Annotated in this window: 18 protein-coding genes; 5 read left to right on the top strand and 13 right to left on the bottom strand. The window is 73.6% G+C overall.

Annotated elements, in window-relative coordinates:
• Positions 1–99 precede the first annotated feature (99 nt).
• On the bottom strand, positions 100–1437 hold the full coding sequence (locus HDA33_RS09660) for a solute carrier family 23 protein (RefSeq protein ID WP_184172841.1): 1338 nt from the start codon (positions 1435–1437) through the stop codon (positions 100–102).
• Between the two features lie 126 nt (positions 1438–1563).
• Between HDA33_RS09660 and HDA33_RS09655 the strand changes: the two genes are divergently transcribed.
• Positions 1564–2484: a carbohydrate kinase family protein gene (locus HDA33_RS09655; RefSeq protein ID WP_017489016.1), complete on the top strand. Its 921-nt coding sequence runs from the start codon at positions 1564–1566 to the stop codon at positions 2482–2484.
• An 86-nt stretch (positions 2485–2570) separates the two neighbouring features.
• On the opposite strand, the gene HDA33_RS09650 is transcribed toward HDA33_RS09655, so the two are convergent.
• On the bottom strand, positions 2571–3659 hold the full coding sequence (locus HDA33_RS09650) for a malate dehydrogenase (RefSeq protein WP_184172839.1): 1089 nt from the start codon (positions 3657–3659) through the stop codon (positions 2571–2573).
• 74 nt (positions 3660–3733) lie between these two features.
• On the opposite strand from HDA33_RS09650, the gene HDA33_RS09645 reads away from it, so the two are divergent.
• The gene (locus tag HDA33_RS09645; protein WP_184172837.1) at positions 3734–4582 is read left to right on the top strand and encodes a Cof-type HAD-IIB family hydrolase; all 849 of its coding nucleotides are present in this window, start codon (positions 3734–3736) and stop codon (positions 4580–4582) included.
• A 74-nt stretch (positions 4583–4656) separates the two neighbouring features.
• Here HDA33_RS09645 and HDA33_RS09640 read toward each other — a convergent pair whose 3' ends face one another.
• Genes HDA33_RS09640 through HDA33_RS09630 form a run of 3 tightly spaced genes read right to left on the bottom strand, consistent with a single transcriptional unit; the run spans position 4657 to position 7846 of the window.
• Positions 4657–5730, bottom strand: a complete 1074-nt coding sequence (locus HDA33_RS09640) for a threonine aldolase family protein (RefSeq protein ID WP_184172835.1) — start codon at positions 5728–5730, stop codon at positions 4657–4659.
• 1 nt (position 5731) lies between these two features.
• Positions 5732–6409: an SDR family NAD(P)-dependent oxidoreductase gene (locus HDA33_RS09635; RefSeq protein WP_184172833.1), complete on the bottom strand. Its 678-nt coding sequence runs from the start codon at positions 6407–6409 to the stop codon at positions 5732–5734.
• Between the two features lie 3 nt (positions 6410–6412).
• A complete protein-coding gene (locus tag HDA33_RS09630; RefSeq protein ID WP_184172831.1) occupies positions 6413–7846 on the bottom strand; it encodes a DUF6421 family protein in 1434 nt (477 codons plus the stop codon).
• A 120-nt stretch (positions 7847–7966) separates the two neighbouring features.
• On the opposite strand from HDA33_RS09630, the gene HDA33_RS09625 reads away from it, so the two are divergent.
• On the top strand, positions 7967–8428 hold the full coding sequence (locus tag HDA33_RS09625) for an Lrp/AsnC family transcriptional regulator (RefSeq protein ID WP_184172829.1): 462 nt from the start codon (positions 7967–7969) through the stop codon (positions 8426–8428).
• Positions 8429–8459: 31 nt separating this feature from the next.
• On the opposite strand, the gene HDA33_RS09620 is transcribed toward HDA33_RS09625, so the two are convergent.
• The 4 genes from HDA33_RS09620 to HDA33_RS09605 form a co-directional block, all read right to left on the bottom strand.
• Positions 8460–8642, bottom strand: a complete 183-nt coding sequence (locus HDA33_RS09620) for a VOC family protein (protein WP_184172827.1) — start codon at positions 8640–8642, stop codon at positions 8460–8462.
• A gap of 16 nt (positions 8643–8658) precedes the next feature.
• The gene (locus tag HDA33_RS09615; RefSeq protein ID WP_184172825.1) at positions 8659–9207 is read right to left on the bottom strand and encodes an NYN domain-containing protein; all 549 of its coding nucleotides are present in this window, start codon (positions 9205–9207) and stop codon (positions 8659–8661) included.
• A 149-nt stretch (positions 9208–9356) separates the two neighbouring features.
• On the bottom strand, positions 9357–10457 hold the full coding sequence (locus HDA33_RS09610; protein WP_184172823.1) for a hypothetical protein: 1101 nt from the start codon (positions 10455–10457) through the stop codon (positions 9357–9359).
• Positions 10458–10847: 390 nt separating this feature from the next.
• A complete protein-coding gene (locus HDA33_RS09605; protein ID WP_184172821.1) occupies positions 10848–11969 on the bottom strand; it encodes a hypothetical protein in 1122 nt (373 codons plus the stop codon).
• Between the two features lie 461 nt (positions 11970–12430).
• On the opposite strand from HDA33_RS09605, the gene HDA33_RS09600 reads away from it, so the two are divergent.
• Entirely contained in the window at positions 12431–13282 is an 852-nt protein-coding gene (locus HDA33_RS09600; protein ID WP_184172819.1) for a glycerophosphodiester phosphodiesterase family protein, read from the top strand.
• A gap of 110 nt (positions 13283–13392) precedes the next feature.
• On the opposite strand, the gene HDA33_RS09595 is transcribed toward HDA33_RS09600, so the two are convergent.
• Both HDA33_RS09595 and HDA33_RS09590 read right to left on the bottom strand, forming a co-directional pair.
• Positions 13393–13734, bottom strand: a complete 342-nt coding sequence (locus tag HDA33_RS09595; RefSeq protein ID WP_184172817.1) for a hypothetical protein — start codon at positions 13732–13734, stop codon at positions 13393–13395.
• Positions 13735–13914: 180 nt separating this feature from the next.
• Positions 13915–15477, bottom strand: a complete 1563-nt coding sequence (locus HDA33_RS09590) for an aldehyde dehydrogenase family protein (RefSeq protein WP_184172815.1) — start codon at positions 15475–15477, stop codon at positions 13915–13917.
• Between the two features lie 212 nt (positions 15478–15689).
• On the opposite strand from HDA33_RS09590, the gene HDA33_RS09585 reads away from it, so the two are divergent.
• Entirely contained in the window at positions 15690–16604 is a 915-nt protein-coding gene (locus tag HDA33_RS09585; RefSeq protein WP_184172813.1) for a VOC family protein, read from the top strand.
• Between the two features lie 189 nt (positions 16605–16793).
• Here HDA33_RS09585 and pgm read toward each other — a convergent pair whose 3' ends face one another.
• Positions 16794–18512, bottom strand: a complete 1719-nt coding sequence (gene pgm / locus HDA33_RS09580) for a phosphoglucomutase (alpha-D-glucose-1,6-bisphosphate-dependent) (RefSeq protein WP_184172811.1) — start codon at positions 18510–18512, stop codon at positions 16794–16796.
• Between the two features lie 48 nt (positions 18513–18560).
• Complete coding sequence (locus HDA33_RS09575; RefSeq protein ID WP_184173910.1) at positions 18561–19007, bottom strand: Fur family transcriptional regulator; 447 nt, start codon at positions 19005–19007, stop codon at positions 18561–18563.
• Between the last annotated feature and the right edge of the window lie 159 nt (positions 19008–19166).

The raw sequence follows: 19166 nt of genomic DNA, 5'->3' as shown, positions 1-19166 counted from the left end.
CTCACCCCCGGCAACTTTGACGAGTCCCGCATAGTTGGGGTCAAACGCCCGATTTAAGCCCAACTGTGCGGGACTCGTCGTGTGAAAGAGGCGTCCCGGTCAGCCCAGGCGGCCGGCCTCGGAGGCCTCGTAGGCGTCGTCGTCCTCGGAGACCGGCTCGGTGCCGCGCCCCCGCGCGATCGCGGTCATCAGGTGGTACACCACGAGCGCGGCGATCGTGCCGAGCGTGATGCCGCCGAACACGAGCCCGCCGAGCACCAGCTGCGGGTCGGCGATCGCGATGATCAGGCCGGCGCCCGCCGTCATGAGGTTGATGGTGTTGGAGAAGTCCACGCGGTTCTGCACCCAGATGCGCACGCCCATCACGCCGATCATCCCGTAGAGGATGATGCCGGCGCCGCCGGCCACCCCGGCGGGGATCGTGGCGACGGCGGCCCCGAACTTCGGCAGGAACGCGAGGGCGATCGCGGTGAGGCCGGCCACCCAGTACGCCGCCGTCGAGTAGACGCGCGAGGAGGCCATCACGCCGATGTTCTCCGCGTACGTGGTGGTGCCCACGCCGCCGCCGAGGCCGGAGAGGGTGGTGGACAGGCCGTCGGCGATCAGCGCGCGGCCCGTGAGCGGGTCCAGGTCCCGCTTGGTCATGAGGCCCACGGTGCGCACGTGCCCGATGTTCTCCGCCACGAGCACCAGCACCACCGGCAGGAACAGCGGCACCAGGTTCCAGTGCAGCTCCGGGGCGTGGAACGGCGGCAGGCCCAGCCAGCCGGCCTCGCCCACGGCGGTGAAGTCCACCTGGCCCTGGGCCAGGGCGAGCAGGTACCCGACGACGATGCCCACCAGGATGGACAGGCGCCCGAGCAGGCCGCGGAACAGCACGGCGGTGAGCACGATGGCCAGGGCGGTGCCGAAGGTGGTCAGCGGCACCTCCTGCATGGCCGTGGTGGTGGCGCCGGCGAGGTTGAGGCCGATCAGCGCGACGATCGTGCCCATCACCGCCGGCGGCATCAGGGCGTGGATCCACCCCGTGCCCGCCCGGTGGACGATGAGGCCGATGACCGCCAGCAGCACGCCGGTGACCAGGACGCCGCCGAGCGCCGCGCCCACGCCGCCGGCCGTCGTCGCCGCCGTGATGGGGGCGATGAACGCGAACGAGCTGCCCAGATAGGAGGGCAGCCGGTTGCCGGTGAGCAGCAGGAAGAGCAGGGTGCCGACGCCGGAGAACAGCAGCGCCGTCGTCGCCGGCATGCCGGTCAGCGCGGGCACGAGCACGGTGGCGCCGAACATGGCCATGACGTGCTGGACGCCGATGCCGACGGTCCGCGGCCAGCTCAGCCGCTCGTCGGGGGCCACCACGGTGCCGGAGGTGATGGTGCGGCCGTCGCCGTGGAGACGCCAGCCGAAGCCGGGGGCGGGGCGGGAGGGGGATGAGGACACGGTCGCCTGCCAGGGGTAGGGAAACGAGGGAGGTGGACGCTTCAAGGGGCAACGGGAAGGCTCCGTGCGGCCCCGGTTCCGCGACGGTGATTAGGGTATCGTGGAGCCGTGGCTGACTACTGTGGTGTGATCGGAGAGGCGCTCGTCGACGTCGTGGTTTCGGACACCGCGACCCCCCGCGTGCACGTCGGGGGCAGCCCCCTGAACGTGGCCGTGGGCCTGAGCCGCCTGGGCCGTCCCGTCCTCTTCGCCGGCCGCTTCGGCCGGGACGAGCACGGGGACATGATCGCCTCCCATCTGCGGGACAACGGCGTGCGCTGCCTCCTGGAGCAGGACGCCGCCCCCACCTCGCAGGCCACCGCGCGCCTGGACCCCACGGGCGCCGCCAGCTACGAGTTCGAGCTGGACTGGACCCTGCCGCCGGCCGAGGAGCTCGCCGAGGAGTTCGCCGCGGCCGCGGGCGGGCGCCTGCGCCACATGCACGCCGGCTCGATCGCCACCATGCTCGCCCCGGGCGACGCCGACGTGATGTCCCTGCTCGAGCGGATCTCCGCGGACACCACCATCAGCTACGACCCCAACGTGCGCCCCAGCATCGTCCCGGACCGGGCGTTCGCCCGCGCCCGCGCCGAGGAGTCCGTGCGCCTGGCGGACGTGGTGCACGCCTCGGACGAGGACGTCGCCTGGCTGTACCCGGCCCGCCCGCTGGTGGAGACCCTGCAGGCGTGGCAGCGGATGGGCCCCGCGCTCGTGGTGATGACGCGCGGCGCCGAGGACATCGTGGCCGTCACGCGGGACGGCGTGGTGGAGCGGCCGATCGTCCCCGTGGACGTGGCGGACACCGTGGGCGCCGGCGACTCCTTCACCGCCGCCCTCCTGGCCGCCCTCGACGACCGCTCCCTGCTCGGCGCCGAGAACCGGGAGCGCCTGCACGCCATGGACCCCGCGGACGTGGAGTCCGTGCTGATCTACGCCTCCCGCGCCTCGGCCATCACGGCCTCGCGGCCCGGCGCCGACCCGCCCACGCGGGACGAGCTCGCGGACTGAAGTCCGCTCCGGCCCGGGCCGGGACGACGCCGGCCCCTCGGCTCGGCGTGCCCGCCCCGGCCCGTCGCAGCCCGGCTCCGCCAGGCTCAGAGCAGGCCGAGCCCGCGCACCGCGTCCCGCTCGGCCTCGAGCTCGGCGACCGTGGCCGCCAGCCGCCCGCCCGTCCCCGGCAGCAGCGACTCGTCCGGGGCCAGGCCCGGGACGATCCGCCACGCGGCGCCGCCGTCCGAGGTCACGGGGAACGAGCTGATCAGCCCCTCGGGCACCTCGTAGGAGCCGTCCGAGACCACGGCGGCGGAGGTCCAGCGCGGGCCCGCGTCCGTCCCGGCGCCCGGCTGGGCGGCGTCCGTCCCGGTGCCGTCCGCCCCCGCGTCCGTCCCGAGGGTCCAGTCGCGCATGTGGTCGACGGCCGCGCTCGCGGCCGAGGCCGCCGAGGAGGCCCCGCGCACCTCGATGATCTCCGCGCCGCGCTTCGCCACCCGGGGCACGAACTCCTCGGCCGCCCACGCCGGGTCCACGACCTCGAGCGCCGGCCGCCAGCCGCCGTCCACGCGCACGCGGGCGTGGGTCAGGTCCGGGAACTGGGTGGCCGAGTGGTTGCCCCAGATCGTCACGCCGGCCACGTCCGTCACCGCGACGCCGGCCCGGGCGGCCAGCTGCGCCACGGCCCGGTTGTGGTCCAGGCGGGTGAGGGCGGTGAACCGCTCGGCGGGCACGTCCGGGGCGTGGGCGGCGGCGATCAGCGCGTTGGTGTTGGCCGGGTTGCCCACGACGACGACGCGCACGTCGTCCGCCGCGTGGTCGTTGATCGCCCGGCCCTGGGGGCCGAAGATCCCGCCGTTGGCCTCGAGCAGGTCCCCGCGCTCCATGCCCTTCGTGCGCGGGCGCGCGCCGACGAGCATCGCGTGCTGGACGCCGTCGAACGCGACGGCGGGGTCGTCCGTGACCTCCACGTCCGCGAGCAGGGGGAACGCGGCGTCGGCGAGCTCCATGGCCGTGCCCTCCGCGGCCCGCAGGGCGGCGGGGATCTCCAGCAGGCGCAGCCGGACGGGGGTGTCCGGGCCGAGCATGCCGCCGGCGGCGATGCGGAACAGCAGGGCGTAGCCGATGTTCCCGGCGGCGCCGGTGACGGTCACGGTGCGGGGGGCGCGCGAGGGCGCGGAAACGGTGCTCACCCGCCCATGGTGCCCGCGCACGCCCGCGGAGAACAGCCCCGCCCGGCGTCGGGCCCGCACCTAGACTGGAGCGCATGCGCGCCCTGCCCCTGCCTCCGCGCCGCCCGCGGTTGATCGCCACCGACCTGGACGGCACGATCATCGGCTACCGGCACACCCGCTCGGGGTACCTGAGCCCGCGCACAGTCGCGGCGCTGCAGGAGGCGCACGAGACCGGCGTCGAGGTGGTGTTCGTGACCGGCCGGCCCCTGCGCTGGCTGGGCGCCCTGAGCGAGCAGCTCGGGCAGGTGGGCCCCGTGATCTGCTCCAACGGCGCCGTGGTGGTGGACACCGCCACGGACGAGGTCCTGCTGCACCACCCGATGGACCGGGACGCCGTGTGGGACGCCGTCGGCCGGCTGCGCGCCCTGGACCGCTCCGCCGCCTTCGGCGCCGAGACCCTGGATGGCTTCTTCTGGGAGTCCGCGTTCTCCGAGCGGGGCGAGCTGGAGGAGGGCTTCCGCACCGCCCAGCGGCTCGAGGCCGTGCTGCCCGGCCACGTGGATGTGGTGAAGCTGATGGCCCGCTCCTCCACCATGGACCCGGACGTCTTCCTCGCCGCCGCGCGCGAGGAGCTCGGCGAGCTGCTCAACGCCACCCACTCGGCGCCCGGGGTGTCCCTCGTGGAGATGGCCGCCCCCGGCGTGCACAAGGCGGCCACGCTGGCCGAGTTCGCGGCCCGGCGCGGCGTGGACGCGCGGGACGTGGTGGCGTTCGGGGACATGCCCAACGACACGGAGATGCTCGCCTGGGCGGGCCTCGGCCTGGCCGTGGCCTCGGGGCACGAGTCCCTGCTCGCGGTCGCGGACGCCGTGGTCGGCGAGTGCGACGACGACGGCGTCGCCCAGGCCATCGAGCGCCTCCTGGAGCTGCCCGCCGAGTGAGGCGACGGCCGCCCGCGAGGCGGGCGGCCGTCGTCGTCCGGCGGCTCAGGCCGGCCGGCCGGGGTGCCGGGGCGTCAGTCGGCCGGGGCGAGCTCGGCGCGCAGCGCCGCCACGAACGCGTCCACGTCCTCCTCGGCGGTGTCGAAGCTGCACACCCAGCGGACCTCGCCCTTGGCCTCGTCCCAGTCGTAGAACCGGAACGAGCGGCGCAGCCGGTCGGCCACCCCCGCGGGCAGCGTGGCGAACACCGCGTTCACCTGCGCCCGCTGGGTCAGGGCGACCCCGGGCAGCGAGCCGTCCGCGATGCCGGCGGCGACGGCGTCCTGCAGGCGCTGCGCCATCGCGTTGGCGTGGCGCGCGGTGCGCAGGTGCAGGTCCCCGTCGAACAGGGCGAGCAGCTGCGCGGAGACGAAGCGCATCTTCGAGGCCAGCTGCATCTGGCTCTTGCGCAGGTACGTCATGCCCGTGGTCGCGGCGGGGTTCAGGGCCACCACGGCCTCGGCGCCGAGCGCGCCGTTCTTGGTGCCGCCGAGGGAGAGCACGTCCACGCCGACGTCGGTGGTGAACGCGCGCAGCGGCAGGTCCAGGGCGGCCGCGGCGTTGGCCAGGCGCGCCCCGTCCAGGAACACGGTCATGCCGCGGGCGTGCGCGTGCTCGGTGATGGCCCGGATCTCCTCCGGGGTGTAGAGCGTGCCCAGCTCGGTGGACTGGGTGATCGCGACGACGAGGGGCTGGGCCCGGTGCTCGTCGCCCCAGCCCCACGCCTGGACGTCGATCAGCTCGGGGGTGAGCTTGCCGTCCGGGGTGGGCACGGTCAGCAGCTTGATCCCGGCCGACTTCTCCGGGGCGCCGCCCTCGTCCACGTGGATGTGCGCGGTGTCCGCGCAGATCACGGCGCCCCAGCGCGGGAGCATGGACTGCAGGGCGACGACGTTGGCGCCCGTCCCGTTGAACATCGGCCACACCTGCGCGTCCTCGCCGAAGTGGCCGCGGACCACCTCCGCCAGGCGCGCCGTGTACGCGTCCTCGCCGTACGCCGTCTGGTGGCCGCCGTTGGCCTCGGCGATCGCGGCGAGCACCTCCGGGTGGACGCCCGAGTAGTTGTCCGAGGCGAAGCCCCGGGAGGCCGGGTCGTGGATCTGCTGCATGTCAGGCGGTCTCCTTCTCCTGGACGGCCAGGATCGAGTCGTTGAGCTGGGCCGCGTCGGCGGACCACAGGCGGACGAACTGCTCCGCGAGCCGGTCCTCCAGCCCGGCGAGGGACGTCACCCGCAGCACCACGGCCGCGCCGCGCAGTTCCGTGCCGGCGTCGCGGGCGGCCTTGGCCCAGCCCTGCGCCACGGCGCGGGTCCAGGCCTCTGAGGCGGCCTTCACCGCGGCGTAGGCGGCCCCGCCGGCCAGGGGGCGGGCGACCGCCGTGGACGAGACGATCGCCAGCCGGCCCGCCGAGGACGCCCGCAGGTCGTCGTCGAGGGCGCGGCTCACGTGCCGCAGCGCGGTGAGGGAGGACTCCAGGGCACGGTAGTCCTCCTCGGACTGCCCCGCGAGCCCGCCGCCGCCGCGCCAGCCGCCCACGAGGTGCAGCAGGCCGTCCACGCGGACCCCGCGGGCGTGCAGGTCCTCGACGAGGCCGCGCACGGCCGTCTCGTCGGTGAGGTCCAGGGCGGCGGTCTGGGCGCCGAGGGCGGCCAGCGGCGCCAGCCGCTCCGGGCTGCGGCCCGTGGCGACCACGTCCGCGCCGGCGGCCAGGAGGGCGCGCGCGGCCGCGAGCCCGGAGGCGCTCGTGGCGCCGGAGATCAGGACGGTGCGTCCGGTCAGCGTCCCCACGGCTCAGGCGTCCGCGGCGCGGATGCCGGCGGTGGACTCGATGACCCCGCGCAGCTTCTTGTCCAGCGCCTCGAAGAACATGGACAGCGGGAACTCGTCGTCGAGCACGAGGTCCGTCATCTCCTTCGGCGGGCCAGCCAGCACCTCGCGGGGCAGGCCCTGGGCCCACACGGAGGCGGGATGCGGGGCCACCACGGAGGCGACGAGCTCGTAGGCCTTGAGCCAGTGCACCGTCTTGGGGCGGTCGATGGACTCCCAGTAGAGGCGGTCGATCGCGTCGCCGAGCTCCACGACGGCCTCGGCCAGGCGGTCCCAGTCGATCGTGAGCTTCACGTCCCGCCACTGGACCACGTGCCGGCGGTGCAGCCACGCGAAGAGCAGCTGGCCGCCCAGGCCGTCGTAGTTGCGCACGCGGGAGCCGGTGAGCGCGAAGCGGAAGACGCGGTCGAAGAGCACCGCGTACTGGACCAGCTTCGCGTGGCGCAGCGTCTGCGCCTCGACGGCCGTCAGCTCCTCACCGGCCGTGGCGCGCGCGGAGAGCTCGCGCTCGATCCGGACCGACTCGCGGAACGCTGTGAGGTCGCAGCGCATCTCCTCGAGCGTGTAGAGGAAGAACGGCATGCGCTGCTTGATCATGAACGGGTCGAAGGGCAGGTCCCCGCGCATGTGCGTGCGGTCGTGGATGAGGTCCCACATCACGAACGTCTGCTCGGCCAGGTCCTGGTCCGCGACGAGCTCCGCCGCGTCCTGGGGCAGGTCCAGGCGGGTGATCTCGGCGGCCGCGGCCACCACGCGCCGGAAGCGGGCCGCCTCGCGGTCCTGGAAGATGGCGCCCCACGTGAAGGTGGGGATCTCGCGCATCGCCACGGTCTCCGGGAAGAGGACGGCCGAGTTGGTCTCGTAGCCCGGGGTGAAGTCGAGCAGGCGCAGGGAGAGGAAGAGCCGGTTGCCGTAGTCCCCGGCCTCGAGCTCCGCGATGAACTCCGGCCAGATGGCCTCCACCAGCAGCGCCTCGACGTGCCGGGAGGACGAGCCGTTCTGCGTGTACATGGGGAACACAGCGAGGTGGCGGATGCCGTCCACGCGGTGCTCCTGCGGCTGGAAGGCCACGAGGGAGTCCAGGAAGTCCGGCACGCCGAAGCCGCCGTCCCGCCAGCGCGCGAAGTCGCGGGGCAGCGCGGCGAGGTAGGCGGCGTCGTGCGGGAACAGCGGGGCCAGCTCGGCGACGGCGGCCGTGATCGTCTCGACGTGGCCGCCGGCGGTGGGGTGGTCGGCGGGGTCCGGGACCGAGCCGTCCTTGGCCTGCAGGCCCTGGAGGGCGGTGGCGGCGGCCTTCAGGCGCAGCCAGGCCGGGTGGGAGACGACGTCGGCGCGCACGTCCTCGAGGACCTCCGGCTCGCCGATGACGGCCTGCGGGGGGTGCAGGGAAGTGGACATGGTCGCCTCCTGTCGCGCTCTGGGCGGAGAATTTCCGGTGACGGGTGTCACTGCCAGAAGAATCCACGGCGGGATGGGGTGGTGTCAAACAGGGCGACCGCGCCTGCTAGCGTTCCGCGCATGGACGACCCCGTGGACGCACGCCTGGCCGCCGAGGTCTCCCGCGACCCGCGCGCCACCCTGGCCCAGCTCTCGGAACGGGTGGGGCTCTCCGCCTCCGCCGTGCAGGCGCGCCTGCGCAAGCTCGAGTCCACGGGCGTGATCACCGGCTACCAGGCGATCCTCGACCCCGAGGCCGTGGGCAAGCCGCTCGCCGCGTTCATCGAGATCACCCCGCTGGACCCCCGCCAGCCCGACGACGCCCCCGCGCTGCTCGAGCCCATCGCCGCGATCGAGGCCTGCCACTCCGTGGCCGGGGATGCCGCCTACATGCTGTTCGTGCGCGTGGGCTCGCCCCGGGAGCTCGAGGCCCTCGTCAGCGAGATCCGGCACACCGCCTCCGTGAACACGCGGACCACCGTGGTGCTGCAGACGTTCTACGAGCACCGGCCGATGCTGCCGCTGCCGGACGCGGGGGAGTGACGCCGGGGGCCTGACCCCGGGCACCGGGCCGTCAGGCCTGGCAGAGGCAGAAGAGGTGGCCCGCCGGGTCGGTGAAGACCACCCAGGAGCCGTCCTCGGCCGGCTGGACCGGGTGCCGGCGGGCGCCTGCGGCCTCGGCCAGCGCGGGCGGGTCCGGGCAGTCGAGCGCGAAGACCTGCAGCACGGAGCGGATGGGCGTGGGGCGCGGGGCCATGGCGGGCCTTCTTCGGTCAGAGGAACTCGAGCGGGTCGAACTCGTCGATGTCGATGACGCGCAGGCGGCGCAGCGGCGTGTCGAACGAGCCCACGCCGTACTCGAGGTCGAAGAACTCGACGTCCGGGATCCGGCGCAGCTCGTGGGAGAGGAACTCCTCGAAGCCGATGATCGCGGTCCGGCGGTCCGGGGTGGCGGCGAGGTCCGTGAGCTGGGGGGCGAAGTCGGCGTCGTGGCTGACGAGGACGACGTCGTCGTCCCGCTCCTGCAGGGCCTCCATCGTCTTCTGGATGCCGATGTCCACGACCTTGCCGGCGCCGCGCAGCATGATCGGCTTGTAGCCGATCGCGGTGAGCGCCTGCACGAAGGGCACGGGGATGTCACCGTCGATGGCCAGGAAGAACAGGCCCTTGACCGGCTGGTCCCAGTGCTCGCCCATGAAGGACAGGAGGCGGTTCCACCGCGGGCGCTCGTCCGGCTGGGGACGGCGCTGCAGGATGGAGGTGCCGAGGGTGGCGTCGATGTTCTCGCCGTCGACCAGCAGGTACGTGGTGGATTCGCTCACCTGCCCGAGGCTACCCGCTGGGGCGGACGAGGTCGCGGGCGCGGGCGCGGGGGTGTGGACGGGGGCGGAGGCCGGTGCGGGCGAGGACATCGTGGTCGGCACGACGACGGCGCGGCCCGGCCCGGCGGGGGCGTCGGCGCGGCGGCCCATCAGTGCTCTCCCCTCGAGCGGCGCCCGATCGGGTCGGTGACGAGGCGGACGATCCCCTCGAGCGGGCCGGCGCGGAAGGGGCGGACCCGCACGAGGCCCCGCCACAGCAGCGGCAGCAGGATCCCGCCGGCCAGGAGCGAGGCGAGGTTGAACCAGGTGTCGTCCGCGCCGCGCCCGTCGACCCACGGGCCGGGGCCGGCCGTGAGCACCCAGCCCAGGTAGGCCTGGTGCGCCACGTACACGGAGAGGGTCATGGAGCCCGGCACGGCCAGCAGGTCCGTGGCCGGCGAGGGCCGGGACGGCACGACGGCGGCGCACAGGCCCAGCACGCCGAGCACCAGGCCCGTGTCCACGAGGATCTCGGCGGCGGTGCCCGCGTAGGGCACGGGCGCGGCCCCGGTCTGCACCCGGGACAGCAGGATCACCAGGCCGGCCAGGACCACCCCGCCGACGCCCCAGCCCAGGCCGACGAGGCGGCCGGAACGGGGGAGCGCCGTCGTCGTGACGTGGACCGTGCGCACGAGGACCGCGCCGAGCAGCGCCCACGCGAGGAACGCGGTGAGGCGGTACGGGCCGGCGGTGAGGAAGCCGGCGACCGCCGGGACCAGCTCCGCGGGGTCCAGGCCGAGGGCGCGCGCGGCCGGGGCGAGGGCGTCGGCGACGGCGAGCGTGCCGGCCGCCGTCAGCAGGATCCCGCCGCCGCCGGCGAGGAGCGCGAGCACGAGGTGCACGGCCAAGGGCAGGGCCGCGAGGAGCGCCATGAGGACGGTGATGACGGCCAGGTGGGTGAGCACGTCCACGACCGCCGCGTCGAAGAGGGCGGTGAGCCAGGCGGCGCCGAGCAGGGCGGCGGCGCGGACCATCGCGCGCACGAGGGCGCGGCCGACGCCGAGGCCCTGCACCTCCAGGCGCGCTGAGACGCCCACGAGGGCCGCGAACAGCGCCGCAGTCAGGTGCTCGGAGAGGTTCAGGACGCCCGCCGGGCCGCCCGAGGGCGCCACGTGCGCGACGAACATGGAGACCAGCGCGATCCCGCGCGCGACGTCCACCCAGACCAGGCGGTCGCGGCCCGTGTGCGGGCGGGATGAGACGCGAGGCACGGCGGGGGCTCCTGGGGTGGGTGTGGGGTGTGGGGTGTGGGTGCGTGGGGGTGGGCCGAGGGGTCGCGGCCAGTCTAGGCGCGGGCTCTTCGCGGCCCCCAGGCCGAGCTGTCCTGCAGATGGCCGTTCCCTGTCCGAGCTGTCCTGCAGAGTGTCGTTATGAGGGCGATTCCGGGCCTCATAACGGCCAGATGCAGGACAGGGTTACCGCGTCCCGCCGCTTATCGAGTCCATGAGTGCATGGACGGCGTTCAGATGGGCGCGAATCTGTTCGGTCAAGCGCTTCTGGCCGTAGTGCTCCAGCGTCGCCCGAAGGAGCTCGTCCTTCGAGAGCTGTGGCTGGTCCTTCCTGATCCGGGAAGCGGTCCACGCTGCGGGGGAGAGGAGTGCTCAGCGAGCAGCATCCCTCAAGGGCGAAGTCCGGCAGGTCGTCCCGAGAAGGGGACGCGGCAGGATGCCGGCGTGAAGCTGCCTGGACCACACGCTGGTGAGTGCTTCTTCAGCGAGGGTTGTGTTCACGCGATGCGAGAGCATGAAGGGTGAGAGCCCCAGACCCTGTTCGCCCGGGGACCTTCGCCGCCACAGGACATGGATGACTCCGAGCACCGCGATGCCCAAGGAAACGCTGCCTTGCGAGGACGATGGGGCCAGGAGCACAAGACCACTCGCGAGCAACAGGAGCCAGACGGTGGCTCCCGCGGCTCGTACCAGCCAGCTCAAGACTGGAGTGGACTGGTCGTGGGAGGTGATCATCCCACTGGCAACATACGCGTAGACCCCGATGACCGCGCCCAAGGCGACGATCCTGGCATCCCATTCGCGCTCCAGCACCAGTGAGGTGCACGCGAACGTCAACGCGCCGAGGAATGCACCGGCCAGTAGGTAACCGAAGACCCAGATGATCAGACGCAGGGTTCGTCGGAGGGTCAGCGTGCGGGCGGCCTTCGCCCACTGGTTCATCGAAGGGAGCGTGAAGTCACCGCCCAGCTTTCCTTGGATGTCGTCTGACAGCGAGTTCCGGGCGGCGTCGCTGAGCTGCATCTCGAGTCTGCGTTCGTCGTCCTCCAAGCGCGATGGCAGTTCTTCCCGATCGTCGAAGAGATGCGTTCCCAGCTGAAGCGACAGGGCGATCATGAGCCCTTGGAGGAGGAGCTCGGGAATCATCGATGCCGGGTGGGCCCCGTGGGTCATCGATGCGATGTACGCCCCCGTCGTGATACCCGCGAACACACCCGACGTCGCGAGAGCAAGGCTTCCGAGGCGACGCTGGGTTTCACCGCCGCCTCGGGGGCTGACCAACTGCCCGGCTGCCACCGGAATGTACAAGGCGACCGTCACGGTCACGCCCGTGGAGGTCAGGGCCAGGAGCGAATCCTCCATGGCCAGACCGGTGTTCACCGCCACATCGGTGGTGAATCTCCACATGGAGGCGGTGAAGACGGAACCGCCTCCCGGGTGTGCGATCAGATAGACAAAAGCGAAGAGTCCCCAAGCGAAGAGATGCGTGGCCAAAAAGGGTCCTAGGAACAACCCTGCGACGGAACTCGGAGGCAATGACACCCGATCGTCAGTGTGGAGCCTCCTGCTCGATCGGTTGCCGCGGCGGGTCAGGGACCTGTGGAGCGGCCGCCTCGTCGAGCTGCTGCGGAAGCGTCGGATCATGCGTGCGTTGTCATCCCCCATGCGTCCCATCGTGCGCCATCGCGAGGGAACCGTCCGTCTCGCGTCCGGTGCGCGCAAGGTCCGCGCGTTCTCCGAATGGTGCCGGAGCTGTCCTGCAAATGGCCGCTTCGTGTCCGAGCTGTCCTGCAAAGGGCCGTGATGAGGGCGATTCCGGGCCTCATAACGGCCAGATGCAGGACAGCTCGGGATCTCCCGCGGCGTCCATCACTCTCTGACCCCTCCTCCCACCACCCCACCGACCCTCCTCCCACCCCTCCACCGGCCCGCTCCGCCCCCGCTACCCTGGCCCCGTGACCCGCCGTCCGCCGTCGTCCCGGCACCGCCCCGCCCCCGCCTACCTCGCCGACTCCGTCCCCGGGCGCGAGGGCTGGCCGCTGGGGTTCGCGCACCGGGGCGCCGACGTCGGGCGGGAGAACTCGCTCGCCGCCTTCCAGGCCGCGCACGACGCCGGCTTCGCCTACCTCGAGCTGGACGTGCGCACGACGTCGGACGGCGAACTGGTCGTCTTCCACGACGAGACGCTGGAGCGCGTGACCACCGGCCGCGGCCGCCTTCAGGAGCACACGTGGAACGGGCTCACCGAGGTCCACGTCGGCGGGGAGCCGCTGCTGCGCTTCGCCGACCTGCTCGCCGCCCTGCCCGAGGCCCGGCTCAACGTGGACCTCAAGGACCGCGCCGCGGCCCCTGCCATGGCCCGCCTGCTCGCGGAGCACGAGGCGTGGGAGCGGGTCCTCGTCGCCTCGTTCCACGACTCACGCCGCCGCGCGTTCCGCCGGGCGCTCGCCGCGCTGGGCCACGAGGACCGCGCGTTCGGCCCGGGACGCGTGGCGACGTCGGGCGGGGCCGCCGCCATCGCGGCGCTGGTGGCGCTCGGCCCGGTGGGGCTCACGCGCTGGCTGGCCCGCCACGCCCTCGACGTCGACTGCGTGCAGGTCCCCGTGCGCCACGGCCGCGTCCGCGTGGTCACCGCGGACTTCGTGCGGCGCTGCCACGCGGCCGGGCTGCCCGTGCACGTGTGGGTGATCGACGAGCCGGACGAGATGCACCGCCTCCTCGACCTCGGCGTCGACGGCATCATGACCGACCGGGCGGATGTCCTCGCCGACGTCTTCACGACGCGCGGGATCTGGCCCCAGCGCTGACTCCCGGCCCGCCGCCCCGCGCTTTCGTGCGGGAAACGGGGGCCTTCCGGGGCGCTTTCGTGCGGGAAACGGGAGGCTTGCGGGGCGGCAGGCGCCCCGCCCGACGCCCCTCACCCCTCCTCTGACAGCACCAGCTCCACGTCCGCGCGGCGCAGCCGCATCTCGACGTCGGCCCCGCCCGGGGGCGTCACCTGGACGGTCCCGTCGAACAGCTCCCGCAGGGCGGCGACCGCAGCCTCGTCCCCCAGGGGCAGGGTGTCGGCCGGGTGCGCGGCCGCCTCGGACTGCTGGACCACCGGCGGCGGGGACGTCGACGTGCCGGGCCCGCCCGTCGTCGTCGTGCGGGTGCGGCCCTCGGGGCCGGTGCACCCGGCCACGCCCAGGACGACGACGGCGGTCAGGGCCGCCATCCGGGTCACGCGCGGCCGGCGCGGGGGAGCGGATAGTCGCACGGCGGCTCTTCTCGAGAGGACCCCGGCGGGGTCGATGGAGGCGAGCCTAGGTCCGTTGCGCGGGCGCTTGAAGGCCCGGGCGGGAGGCCGGCGGAGCCTCCCGTTTCCCGCACGAAAGCGGGGGTGGGGACGCCGACGGAGCCTCCCGTTTCCCGCACGAAAGCCCTCCCGGCCGGCCCGTCAGAGCATCTTGGGGATCATCGTCCGCTTGACCCAGCCGTACGGCGGGTAGGCCGTCTTGAGCGTGTCCACCTGGTCGGACTTCGTGATGGACGCCCGCAGGTGGGAGAACGTCTCGAAGCCGTGCACCCCGTGGTACGCCCCGATCCCGGAGGCGCCCACGCCGCCGAACGGCAGGGTGGCGATGCCGGCGTGCAGCAGGCCGACGTCGTAGCCGAGGCCGCCGGCCTGCACCTGGTCGTCGAAGGCGCGGTGGTAGCTCGGCCGGTCCGTGAACAGGTACGCGGCCAGCGGGTGGGGGCGCTCGGCGATGAAGTCCAGGGCGTCCTGGAAGGTGTCCACCTGCAGCACGGGCAGGATCGGGCCGAAGATCTCCTCGCGCATGAGAGCACCGTCGGGACGGACGCCCGTGACCACGGTGGGCGCCATGTACCGCTGCGCGGGGTCCACGTCCCCGCCGACGAGCACCTCGGCGCCGGCGTCGAGGTCCTCCCGCAGCAGGTCCCGCAGCCGCTCCGCGTGCTCCGCGGAGACGAGCCGGCCGTAGTCCTTCGACGCGCGGGGGTCCGCCCCGTAGAACTCGCGCAGCGCGCCCGGCAGCTCCTCCACGACCTGCCGATGGGCGACGTCGCCCACAGCCAGCACGTAGTCCGGGGCCACGCACGTCTGCCCCGCGTTGGTGAACTTCGCCCACGCGATGCGCCGGGCCATCGCCCCCGTGTTGCGCGACGGCGTCACCACGGCCGGCGACTTCCCGCCCAGCTCCAGGGTCACCGGGGAGAGCGTCTTCGCGGCGGCCTCGTACACGATCCGCCCCACGCGCTCGCCGCCCGTGTAGAGGATGTGGTCCCACGGCTCCGCGAGCAGGGCGGTGTTGCAGTCCTTGCCGCCCTCCACCACGGACACCAGCGCCGAGTCCAGGTGCTCCGCCACCAGCTCGCGCAGCGCCGCGGCCGTGGCCGGCGCCTTCTCCGAGGGGCTGACCACGACGGCGTTGCCCGCCGCCAGCGCCCCCACCAGGGGCGCCAGGGTCAGCTGCACGGGGTAGTTCCACGCGCCGATGATCAGCACGAGCCCCTTGGGCCGCGGCCGCACCTCGGCGCTCGCGGGCCGCAGGGCCAGCGGCAGCTTCGCGGGGCGCGGCTCCATCCAGTCGGTCAGGTGCAGCAGGGCGTGGTCCACCTCGGAGCGCACGGAGACGATCTCCGTCATCAGCGCCTCGGTAGCCGGCTTGCCGAGGTCCTGCCCCAGCGCGGCCACCAGCCGGTCCTGCCCCTCGGTCAGCAGCCGCTTGAGGCCCTTGAGCTGGCGCACGCGGACCGCGCGCGGGTGGGCGGCGCGGGAGCGGGCGGCGGCGCGCAGGCGCACGACGGCGGCCCGCGGGTCTTCGGGGCGGGGCCCGGCGGGCGCCAGGGGCAGGGCCTCGGTGGGCAGCGGCTCGCGCACGGGGTCGTCGCCGTCCTCGCCGGCCGGTCCGACCGGGGCGGCGTCCAGGCCGGGGCGCAGGTCGTCGTCGGAGGAGACGGGGGAGTCCGTGGCGATGCCGGGATGCTGCGTGCTCATGCCCGTCACGCTACCGACCGAGCCTGACCGGCGGCAGGGCGGGCTGCCGTCGCCGCCCCCGGGTGCTTTCGTGCGGGAAACGGGAGCCTCGCCCAGCCCCCCACCGCTTTCGTGCGGGAAACGGGAACCGGCGGGCCGCCGTCGTCGTGCCCCCGAGGGCGACGCCCCGCGACGCGCCGAGCGTGTCCGCCGCCGGGCGTACCCTCGGCGGCATGCAGCGCATCGTCCCGAACATCTGGTGCGACGGCACCGCCGACGCGGCCGCCGAGTTCTACCTCCGCGCCTTCGCCGGGCTGCCCGGCACCGCCCACGTGCGGACCGACCGCTACCCCACCGAGGGCCTGCTGGACTTCCAGAGGCCCCTGGCCGGGAAGACCCTCACGCAAGAGCTGGACCTCGGCGGCCACCGCTTCATCCTGGTCAACGCCGGCGACGAGTTCGCCCCGAACCCGTCCATCAGCTTCTTCGTCAACGCGGACCCGTCGCGCATGGAGGACCCGCGCGGCACGCTGGACGCCCTGTGGGCCGAGCTCACCGACGGCGGGCGCGTGCTCATGGACCTCGGCCCCTACCCGCACTCCGAGCACTACGGCTGGGTGGAGGACCGCCACGGGGTGAGCTGGCAGCTCATGCTCACGGACCCCGCCGGGGACCCGCGGCCGGCGATCATCCCGCAGCTGATGTTCTGCGGGCCCGCGCAGAACCGGGCCGCGGAGGCGCTGGACCACTACCTCGCCGTGTTCGACGACGCCACCCCCGGCCAGCGCGTCACCTACGGGGACATGGGGCACGTGCCGGAGGGCGGGCCCGTGGAGGCGGGGTCGATCGTGTTCGCCGACGCGCGGCTGCGCGGCGAGTGGGTCGCGGCGATGGACTCGGCCGTGGCGCAGGACTTCACCTTCACCGAGGGCGTCTCGCTCATGGTGCAGTGCCGGGACCAGGCCGAGATCGACCGGCTGTGGGAGGCGCTGAGCGCCGTGCCCGAGGCCGAGCAGTGCGGCTGGCTCAAGGACCGCTGGGGCGTGTCCTGGCAGATCGTGCCGGAGGAGATGGGCGAGCTCATGGAGCGGCCCGGCGCGTTCGAGGCGCTGCTGGGGATGAAGAAGCTGGTGATCGCGGACTTCTGAGCCCCGGCGCGTCCCCCCGTCCCCACTTTCGTGCGGGAAACGGGAGGCTTCGGGGGCACTTTCGTGTGGGAAACGGGAGGCTTCGGGGGCAATTTCGTGTGGGAAAGGGGAGGCTTCCGCGCGACGACGGCGCGGCAGGTTCCCGTTTCCCGCACGACAACGTTGGGGGTCGGGGCCAGCGTCCCGGGGTCAGCCGATGACCGCGTCCACCAGCCGCTGCGCCTCCTCCTGCACCTGCTTGAGGTGCTCGGGCCCGCGGAAGGACTCCGCGTAGATCTTGTACACGTCCTCGGTGCCGGAGGGCCGGGCGGCGAACCACGCGTTCTGCGTGACCACCTTGAGCCCGCCGATCGGGGCGTCGTTGCCGGGCGCGTTCGTCAGCGTGGCGAGGATGGTCTCGCCGGCCAGCTCGGTCACGGGGACGTCGTCCGGGGAGAGGGTCTTCAGCTTCGCCTTCTGCTCGGCGGTGGCCGGGGCGTCGATGCGTGCGTACGCCGGGGAGCCGTGCAGCGCCACGAGGTCTCGGTACCGCTCGGACGGGGACTGGCCGGTCACGGCGATGATCTCCGCGGCCAGCAGGCACAGCAGCAAGCCGTCCTTGTCCGTGGACCAGGCACCGCCGTCGAACTTCACGAAGGACGCGCCCGCGGACTCCTCGCCGCCGAACACGCCGGTGCCCGTGAGCAGGCCGGGCACGAACCACTTGAAGCCCACCGGCACCTCCACGAGCTCGCGGCCGAGGTCCCCGGCCACGCGGTCGATCATGGAGGAGGAGACCAGGGTCTTGCCCACGCCGGCGTCGGCGGGCCAGCGCCGGCGGTGGCGGTAGAGGTAGTCGATGGCCACGGCCAGGAAGTGGTTGGGGTTCATCAGGCCGCCGTCCGGGGTGACGATCCCGTGGCGGTCGGCGTCGGCGTCGTTGCCGGTGGCGACGTCGAAGGGGGCCTCGCCGTCGGCGTCCGGGCGCATGCGCTCGATCAGCGACGCCATGGCGTGCGGGGAGGAGCAGTCCATGCGGATCTTGCCGTCCCAGTCCAGGGTCATGAAGCCGAACGTCGGGTCGGCCTCGGGGTTGACCACGGTGAGGTCGAGCCCGTGCCGCCGCCCGATCTCACCCCAGTACGCCACGGACGCCCCGCCCATGGGGTCGGCGCCGATGCGCACGCCGGCGTCGCGGATCGCCTCGAGGTCCAGCACCTGGGGCAGGTCGGAGACGTAGCGGTCCAGGAAGTCGAACTCGCCCAGGCGCGGGTGGCCGGCGACGTCGGCGCCCGCCACGCGGCGCACGCCCTCCAGTCCGGCGGCGAGCAGCTCGTTGGCGCGGTCCGCGATCCACGTGGTGGCCTCGGTGTCGGCGGGGCCGCCGTGGGGCGGGTTGTACTTGAAGCCGCCGTCCGCGGGCGGGTTGTGCGACGGCGTGATCACCAGGCCGTCGACGAGGCCGGCGTTGTCCCCGTCGGCGGCGAAGCCGGCCGGGGTGAGCTCGCGTCCGGCGTTGAGGTGCAGGATCGCGTGGGAGACCGCCGGGGTGGGGGTGAACCCGCCGCGGGCGTCCACGAGCACCTCCACGTCGTTGCCGAGCAGCACCTCGACGGCGGTGTCCTGCGCCGGCCCGGAGAGGGCGTGGGTGTCCTTGCCCACGAGGATCGCGCCGGTGATGCCGTGGGCGGCCCGGTACTCGACCACGGCCTGCGTGATGGCGGCGATGTGGTCGTCGTTGAACGAGGTCTTCAGTGCCGAACCGCGGTGCCCGGAGGTGCCGAACACGACCTTCTGGGCGGGGTCCGTCACGTCCGGCCGGCCGGTGCGGTACGCCTCGAGGAGGGCGTCGACGTCGATGAGGTCCTGCGGCTGGGCGGGGGTGCCGGGACGCTCCGAGGCGGGGATGGCGGCGGTGTTCTCGGTCATGTCCCTCACTTTGGCACGGGCGGCGGGGCGGGGGAAGAGGCCCGGCCATCATGACGAGGCGGCGGGGGCCCCGTGGCAGGAGGGGCACAGGCCCCAGTAGTAGACCTCGGCCTCGTCGATGAGGAAGCCGTGGTCGGTCCGGGCCTCGAGGCAGGGCGCCTGGCCGGTGTGGCAGGGCACGTCCACCACGGTGCCGCAGTCGCGGCAGACGAGGTGGTGGTGGTTGTCGTCCCGGCGGATCTCGTAGCGGGCCGTGGAGCCGGCCGGCTGGATGGAGCGCACGAGCCCCACGTGGGTCAGGGTGTGCAGGGAGTCGTACACGGCCTGGTGGGAGACGGCGGGCAGCTCGCGGCGGACGGCGGCGAGCACGGTGGCGGCGTCCGCGTGAGGGCTCTTGTCCAGGGCGGTGAGCACCGCGACCCGCGGCCGGGTGACGCGCAGGCCGGCGGCGCGCAGCAGCGTGCGCTCGTCCGGGGTCTGCGTCGTGGTGTCCATGTCCGTCGATACCATCCCGTTCTCTGGAACATGTCAAGAAAGCGCGGACCGTGATCGCTCCCGGCGGACCGGGCATTCCCGGCCGACCGCCGCCTGACTACGGTGAATCCTCTGACCCCGGGCTTCCTCGGCCCGGGCCGCCGACGAGGAGGACCGCAC

Origin of the sequence: Micrococcus endophyticus, assembly GCF_014205115.1 — a bacterium.
Classification (GTDB): domain Bacteria; phylum Actinomycetota; class Actinomycetes; order Actinomycetales; family Micrococcaceae; genus Micrococcus; species Micrococcus endophyticus.
The sequence above is the reverse complement of the archived record's forward strand: the minus strand, read 5'-3'. Positions and strand labels throughout refer to the sequence as shown.